Source organism: Variovorax sp. E3, assembly GCF_016082275.1.
Lineage (GTDB): Bacteria > Pseudomonadota > Gammaproteobacteria > Burkholderiales > Burkholderiaceae_C > Variovorax.
Map to the genome: position 1 here is coordinate 1 of NZ_MOWM01000250.1, position 6,427 is coordinate 6,427.

The 6,427-nt window shown below is 67.3% G+C and carries 7 protein-coding genes and 1 pseudogene; 5 read left to right on the forward strand and 3 right to left on the reverse strand.

Annotated features, from left to right (window positions below; all coding sequences use genetic code 11):
• The 3 genes from BMG07_RS39020 to BMG07_RS39030 form a co-directional block, all read right to left on the reverse strand.
• The coding region (locus BMG07_RS39020; protein WP_198088973.1) for a DUF4880 domain-containing protein at positions 1 to 257 on the reverse strand (257 nt) is incomplete at its 3' end.
• A complete protein-coding gene (locus tag BMG07_RS39025; RefSeq protein ID WP_198088974.1) occupies positions 250 to 762 on the reverse strand; it encodes a sigma-70 family RNA polymerase sigma factor in 513 nt (170 codons plus the stop codon). The genes BMG07_RS39020 and BMG07_RS39025, both read right to left, overlap by 8 nt.
• Before the next feature lie 64 nt (positions 763 to 826).
• Positions 827 to 1,828 carry a tripartite tricarboxylate transporter substrate binding protein gene (locus BMG07_RS39030; RefSeq protein WP_198088975.1) on the reverse strand — a complete coding sequence of 334 codons (1,002 nt, stop codon included), beginning with the start codon at positions 1,826 to 1,828 and terminating at the stop codon, positions 827 to 829.
• A 393-nt stretch (positions 1,829 to 2,221) separates the two neighbouring features.
• Here BMG07_RS39030 and BMG07_RS39035 point away from each other — a divergent pair, with 393 nt between their 5' ends.
• The 5 genes and pseudogenes from BMG07_RS39035 to BMG07_RS39055 all read left to right on the forward strand — a co-directional run.
• Positions 2,222 to 3,601: a VOC family protein gene (locus BMG07_RS39035; protein WP_198088976.1), complete on the forward strand. Its 1,380-nt coding sequence runs from the start codon at positions 2,222 to 2,224 to the stop codon at positions 3,599 to 3,601.
• Positions 3,602 to 3,655: 54 nt separating this feature from the next.
• On the forward strand, positions 3,656 to 4,405 hold the full coding sequence (locus BMG07_RS39040; protein WP_198088977.1) for an electron transfer flavoprotein subunit beta/FixA family protein: 750 nt from the start codon (positions 3,656 to 3,658) through the stop codon (positions 4,403 to 4,405).
• 2 nt (positions 4,406 to 4,407) lie between these two features.
• A complete protein-coding gene (locus BMG07_RS39045; RefSeq protein ID WP_198088978.1) occupies positions 4,408 to 5,340 on the forward strand; it encodes an electron transfer flavoprotein subunit alpha/FixB family protein in 933 nt (310 codons plus the stop codon).
• Between the two features lie 36 nt (positions 5,341 to 5,376).
• Complete coding sequence (locus BMG07_RS39050; protein ID WP_198088979.1) at positions 5,377 to 6,270, forward strand: LysR family transcriptional regulator; 894 nt, start codon at positions 5,377 to 5,379, stop codon at positions 6,268 to 6,270.
• Positions 6,240 to 6,427: pseudogene (locus BMG07_RS39055) on the forward strand (hypothetical protein); the annotation flags it as partial. The gene BMG07_RS39050 and the pseudogene BMG07_RS39055, both read left to right, overlap by 31 nt.

A 6,427-nucleotide genomic window follows, 5' to 3' on the forward strand; every position in this document is an offset into this window, starting at 1 on the left:
AGCGCGCGCACGCCGGTCGGGGCATGGCCGCCGGTCTGCAGCTGGCTCAGCGCGGGCGTGATCCGCTGGTTCAGCCGCTGCTGCAGGCGGGTCCATGCGGCGGCATGCGCGGGCGCGGCGCCGAGCCACTGTGCAAAGGCTTGCCGATCGGCGTCGTCGCTGTGGCCGGAGTCGAGCCGCACCAGCCAGTCGATCGCCTGTTCGGTGACGGCATCGAGCGGCAGGGCGGCGGTGGCGTGCGGTTGCCGCTCAGGCATCGGGCTGCACCGGGCAGGTGTACAGATGCACGATGGCCTGCTTGACGTAGCGCTCGACCGAGGTGACCGACACGCCCATGCGCGTGGCGATCTCGCCGTGCGCCAGGCCTTCGAGCCGGCGCAGCAGGAAGGCCTCGCGCACCTTGGACGGCAGGCCGTCGAGCCAGCGGTCCAGCGTCTCGACGGCTTCGCGCACCAGCGCGTAGGTCTCCGGGGAGGGCGCCAGTTCGGCCGGCTGGGCCGCGAGCGCATCGAGCCACGCGCGCTCCAGCTCGCGCCGGCGCCAGAAGTTGTAGAGCACGCGCTGCGCCAGCGTGGTCAGGTAGGCGCGCGGCTCCTGGATCGCCTGCGCCTGGCCGCCCGTGATGACGCGCACGAAGGTGTCCTGCGTCAGGTCCGCGGCCGTGTGGCCGTCGCCCAGGCGGCGGCGCAGCCAGCCCTGCAGCCAGTCGCGATGCTCGCGGTAGAGCGCGTCGATCGGGGCTGCGGCTGCGGGGGAGGGCATGAAACGAGGAATACGAAGTAATGAGAATTACTCGCATTCTAAGCGGCGACCCGCCGCCCCCTCGTCAGTCGACGCTCGCGCCCGATTCCTTCACGATCTTTCCCCACTTCACGGTTTCGGACTGGATGAAGGCCGAGAACTTGGCCGGCGTCTCGGCCACGGGGATGCCGCCCTGTTCGATGATCTTGCTCTTGAGGTCGGTCGATGCCATGGCCTTGATCAGCGCCTCGTCGATGCGCTGGATCACCGCGGCCGGGGTGCCGGCCGGTGCCAGCAGGCCGAACCACGACGCGGCGTCGAAGCCCGGCACGCCGGCTTCGGCCAGCGCCGGCACGTTCGGCAGCTGGTCCGAGCGCGTGGCCGTGGTCACGGCCAAGGGGCGCAGCTTGCCGGCCTTCACGAAGGAGATCGACGAGGGCATGTTGTCGAACATGATGTCGGTCTGGCCGCCCATCAGGTCGGCCAGTGCGGGGGCGCTGCCCTTGTAGGGAATGTGCTGCATCTTCACGCCGGTCATGGTCTTGAAGAGCTCGGCCACGAGGTGGATCGACGTGCCGTTGCCCGACGACGCGTACGTCACCTTGTCGGGGTTGGCCTTGGCGTAGGCGATCAGTTCCTGCACCGTCTTGTAGGGCCGCGACGGATGCACCACCAGCACGTTCGGCACCGCCACCACGCGCGAGATGGGCGCGAAGTCCTTGACGTGGTTGTAGGGCATCTTCTTGTAGAGCGCCGGGTTGATGGCGTGCGTGCCCACGGTGCCCATGAGCAGCGTGTAGCCGTCGGGCGTGGCCCGCGCCACGGCCTGCGCGCCGATGTTGCCGCCCGCGCCGGGCTTGTTGTCGATGATCACCGTCTGGCCCAGTTCCTTGCCCAGTGCCTGGCCCGCCAGGCGCGCCATCGTGTCAGTGGTGCCGCCGGCGGGGAAGGGCACGACCAGGGTGATGGTCTTGGTCGGCCAGGCGCTGTCGGGCTGCGCGAGGGCAGGCTGCGAAAGCGCGCCGGTGGCGGCGATCAGCGCGATCGAAAGGAGCGCGCGGCGTTGGATCGGGGTCTGGGCTGGCATTGGGAATCCCTGTCTCTTATGAAAAATGAATGGAAACGTGCGTGCATGCGCGCGAAGGGCGCGCGCGCCTTCCCGATGCCGCCCGGCGGCGACGATGGGGCCGGTATTTTGTGATTCACCCCCGCGCGCGCGACAGCGATGTTTTGGAATCGAGTCCATGCGGTGGCGGAATACCTGGCGCCCGAAAGTTGACGAATGTTGTCGTGCCTTTCCGGATGTTTTCAATCGCGGCGAAAACAAGGCGCTGGCGGCCGAGTTCATGCGCTGGAGGAATGACGTTCGGCAAGAAGATCGTTTGACCCGCTTGCACGCGCTGGAGAAAATTTTGGCCATGCACCCGACCGATGCGCCCCGGGAATGCCGGGCGCCTCGCGACATCTCAAGACCACCCCAATGAACGACACCACCTTCCTCTGCAGCGACGAGATCCGTACGCTGTTCTCCCGCCGCATGTCCGAGATGTACCGCGAGGAGGTTCCGCTGTATGGCGAGCTGCTCGACGTCGTGGCCGACGTCAACGCCCAAACCATGCGCGAGCCGGCCCTTCTTGCACACCTGCGAAAGAACGGCGAACTGGAGCGCATCGGCGTCGAGCGCCACGGCGCCATCCGCCTGGGCAAGCCCGAGGAACTGGCCACCATTCGCCGCCTGTTCAAGGTGATGGGCATGGCGCCGGTCGGCTACTACGACCTGTCGGTGGCCGGCGTGCCGGTGCATTCGACCGCCTTTCGCCCGGTGAGCGATGCGTCGCTGTCGAGCAACCCGTTTCGCGTGTTCACGTCGCTGCTGCGGCTCGAGCTGATCGAAGACCTCGCGCTGCGCGAGGAAGTGCAGCAGATCCTGGCGCGCCGGAACATCTTCACGCCGCGCGCGCTGGCGCTGGTCGAACGCGCGGAAACGGCCGGCGGCCTGACGGCTGCCGAGGCCGAAGAGTTCGTGGCGCAGGCATTGGAAACCTTCCGCTGGCACAGCGAGGCCACCGTGAGCAAGGCCACCTACGACAAGCTGCTGGCGGCGCACCGCCTCATCGCCGACGTGGCCTGCTTCAAGGGCCCGCACATCAACCACCTGACGCCGCGCACGCTGGACATCGACGCCGCGCAGATCGAGATGACGCGCCGCGGCATGTCGGCCAAGGACGTCGTCGAAGGCCCGCCGCAGCGCAAGGTGCCGATCCTGCTGCGCCAGACCAGCTTTCGCGCGCTGCAGGAACGCGTGGCGTTCGCGGGCGAAAGCGCGTCGGAGGCGGGCACGCACACCGCGCGCTTCGGCGAGATCGAGCAGCGCGGCGTGGCGCTGACGCGCAAGGGCCGCGCGCTGTACGACGCGCTGCTGTCCCGCGTGCGGGACGCGAACGGCGCCGGCAACGCGGGGGCCGACTACCAGACCCGCCTGCATGCCGCGTTCCAGGATTTTCCGGACGACCTGAAGGCGATGCGCGAAGCCGGCCTGGGCTTCTTTCGCTACGCGCTGACGGACAAGGGCCGCGCTGCGGGCCACGACGAGCTCGGCGCGAAGTCGCTCGAAGCGCTCGTCGACGGCGGCTGGCTCTCGGCCGAGCCGATCACGTACGAAGACTTTCTGCCCGTGAGCGCGGCCGGCATCTTCCAGTCGAACCTCGGCGCGGGCGAGCAGAAGAGCTATGCGGCCAACAGCGCGCAAGCCGTGTTCGAGGCCGCGCTGGGCGCCACGGTGCAGGACGAGATCGCGCTGTACGAAGAGGCGCAGGAGCGCTCGCTGAAAGAAGCCGCTCCTTTCCTCGCCGCGCGCTAAATCGTCATTCAGCAATTGGCGCCGCGTGCGCCGTTATTTCCAGGGATGCAACACATGAAGGTTCTGGTGCCTGTCAAACGGGTCGTCGATTACAACGTCAAGGTGCGCGTGAAGAGCGACGGCACCGGGGTGGACATTGCCAACGTCAAGATGAGCATGAACCCCTTCGACGAGATCGCGGTCGAAGAAGCGGTTCGCCTCAAAGAGAAGGGTGTGGTCACTGAAGTGATCGCCGTGTCTTGCGGTGATGCCAAGTGCCAGGAAACGCTGCGCACTGCCATGGCCATCGGCGCCGATCGCGGCATCCTGGTCGAGACCACCGAAGAGCTGCAGCCCTTGGCCGTCGCCAAGCTGCTGAAGGCACTGGTCGACAAGGAGCAGCCGCAGCTCATCATCCTGGGCAAGCAAGCCATCGACGACGACGCCAACCAGACCGGCCAGATGCTGGCTGCACTGGCCGACCTGCCGCAAGCCACCTTCGCCTCGAAGGTCGAAGTGGCAGGCGACAAGGCCACTGTCTCGCGCGAAGTGGACGGCGGCATGGAAACGCTGACGCTCACGCTGCCGGCCGTCATCACGACCGACCTGCGCCTGAACGAGCCGCGCTACGTCACCTTGCCCAACATCATGAAGGCCAAGAAGAAGCAGCTGGACACCTTCAAGCCCGAAGACCTGGGCGTGGACGTGAAGCCCCGCCTGAAGACCCTGAAGGTCTCGGAGCCGCCCAAGCGCGGCGCCGGCATCAAGGTGCCTGACGTTGCAACGCTGGTGGACAAACTGAAGAACGAAGCGAAGGTGATCTGAACATGACCGCACTTGTTATTGCCGAACACGACCACGCCAGCATCAAGCCGGCCACTCTCAATACCGTGACTGCCGCGCTGGCTTGCGGTGGTGATGTGCACGTTCTTGTCGCAGGCGCGAACGCAGCTGAAGCCGCGAAGGCCGCTGCGCAGATCGCAGGCGTGACCAAGGTCATCGCAGCCGACAGCCCGAGCCTCGCCGAAAACCTCGCTGAGAACGTCGCCGCCCAAGTGCTGGCCATCGCCGGCAACTACAGCCACATCCTGTTCCCCTCGACCGCCAACGGCAAGAACGTCGCCCCGCGCGTGGCCGCCAAGCTGGACGTCGCTCAAATCAGCGACATCACGAAAGTCGACAGCCCCGATACCTTCGAGCGCCCGATCTACGCCGGCAACGCGATTGCTACCGTGCAGAGCAGCGATGCGACCAAGGTCATCACGGTCCGCACGACCGGCTTCGACGCCGCAGCCGCCACCGGTGGCAGCGCAGCGGTCGAAACGGCTGAAGGCGTCGCAGACAGCGGCAAGAGCGCCTTCGTGGGCCGTGAAGTCACGAAGAGCGAACGCCCCGAACTGACGGCCGCCAAGATCATCGTCTCGGGCGGCCGCGCCCTGGGCAGCGCCGAGAAGTTCACCGAAGTGATGGCCCCGCTGGCCGACAAGCTGAACGCCGGCCTTGGTGCCAGCCGCGCAGCAGTGGACGCAGGCTACGCCCCGAACGACTGGCAAGTGGGCCAGACGGGCAAGATCGTGGCGCCGCAGCTGTACATCGCAGCCGGCATTTCGGGCGCGATCCAGCACTTGGCCGGCATGAAGGACTCGAAGGTCATCGTGGCGATCAACAAGGACGAAGAGGCGCCGATCTTCTCGGTGGCCGACTACGGCCTCGTGGCCGACCTGTTCACGGCCGTGCCGGAGTTGGCGAAGGCGCTCTGAGCCTCCGACCCGGGCAATGCCCACCGTTCTGCTTCCATGACCTGGTCCCGCCGCTTCCTCCCTTCCATTACCGTCCTGCGTGCGCTGGAGGCTTCCGCGCGGCTGCAGAGCTTCACGGCCGCCGCCGCCGAACTGAACCTGACGCAAAGCGCCGTGAGCCGGCAGATCCGTTCGCTCGAAGAACTGCTCGGCGGCGACCTCTTCGTGCGCGAGCGCCATACCGTGCGGCTCACGCAAGCCGGCGAGGTCTACGCGCAAGAGGTGCGCGAGGCGCTGGGTCGCATCTCGACGGCCACGCTCGGCTTTCGCGCCAACCCCTCTGGCGGCACGCTGAACCTGGCCATTCTTCCGACCTTCGGCACGCGATGGCTCGCACCGCGCCTGCCGGATTTCGTCGCCGAGCACCCGGGCATCACCATCAACCTCGTGACGCGGCTCGCGCCCTTCGATTTCCGCATGGAGCAGATCGACGCGGCCGTGCACTTCGGCCAGCCCGAATGGATGGGCGCCGAGCTCGACTTCCTGATGAGCGAAACGGTTGTGCCCGCGTGCAGCCGCAAGCTGCGCGAGCTGCACGGCTTCGAAGCGCCGGCCGACCTGCTGAAGGCGCCGCTGCTGCACCTGGTGTCTCGCCCCGATGCGTGGAAGCAGTGGTTCGCGGCCATGCAAACCTCGGTCGACCAGGTGCCGGGCATGCTCGTCGACCAGTTCGCCATGGCCGCGCAAGCCGCGATGTCGGGGCTCGGCATTGCGTTGCTGCCCAGGTTCCTCATCGAGCAGGAGCTCGCGCGCGGCGACCTCGTCGAGGCACTGAACGGCCCCGTGCAAAGCGCCGACAGCTATTACCTCGCCTGGCCCTCGGGCCGCGGCGACTACCCGCCGCTGCAGAGCTTTCGCCAATGGATCGGCGCTGCGGCATCGGCCTTCTGAATTTTCTTTCCCTGGATACCCGCACCGTGACCACCTTGATCGACCAACTGCGCGCCATCGTCGGCGCCTCGCACGTGCTCCACGAGGGCGACCTCACCGCCTACGAGCAGGACTGGCGCAAGCGCGCGCGCGGCAAGTCGCTGGCCGTGGTGCGCCC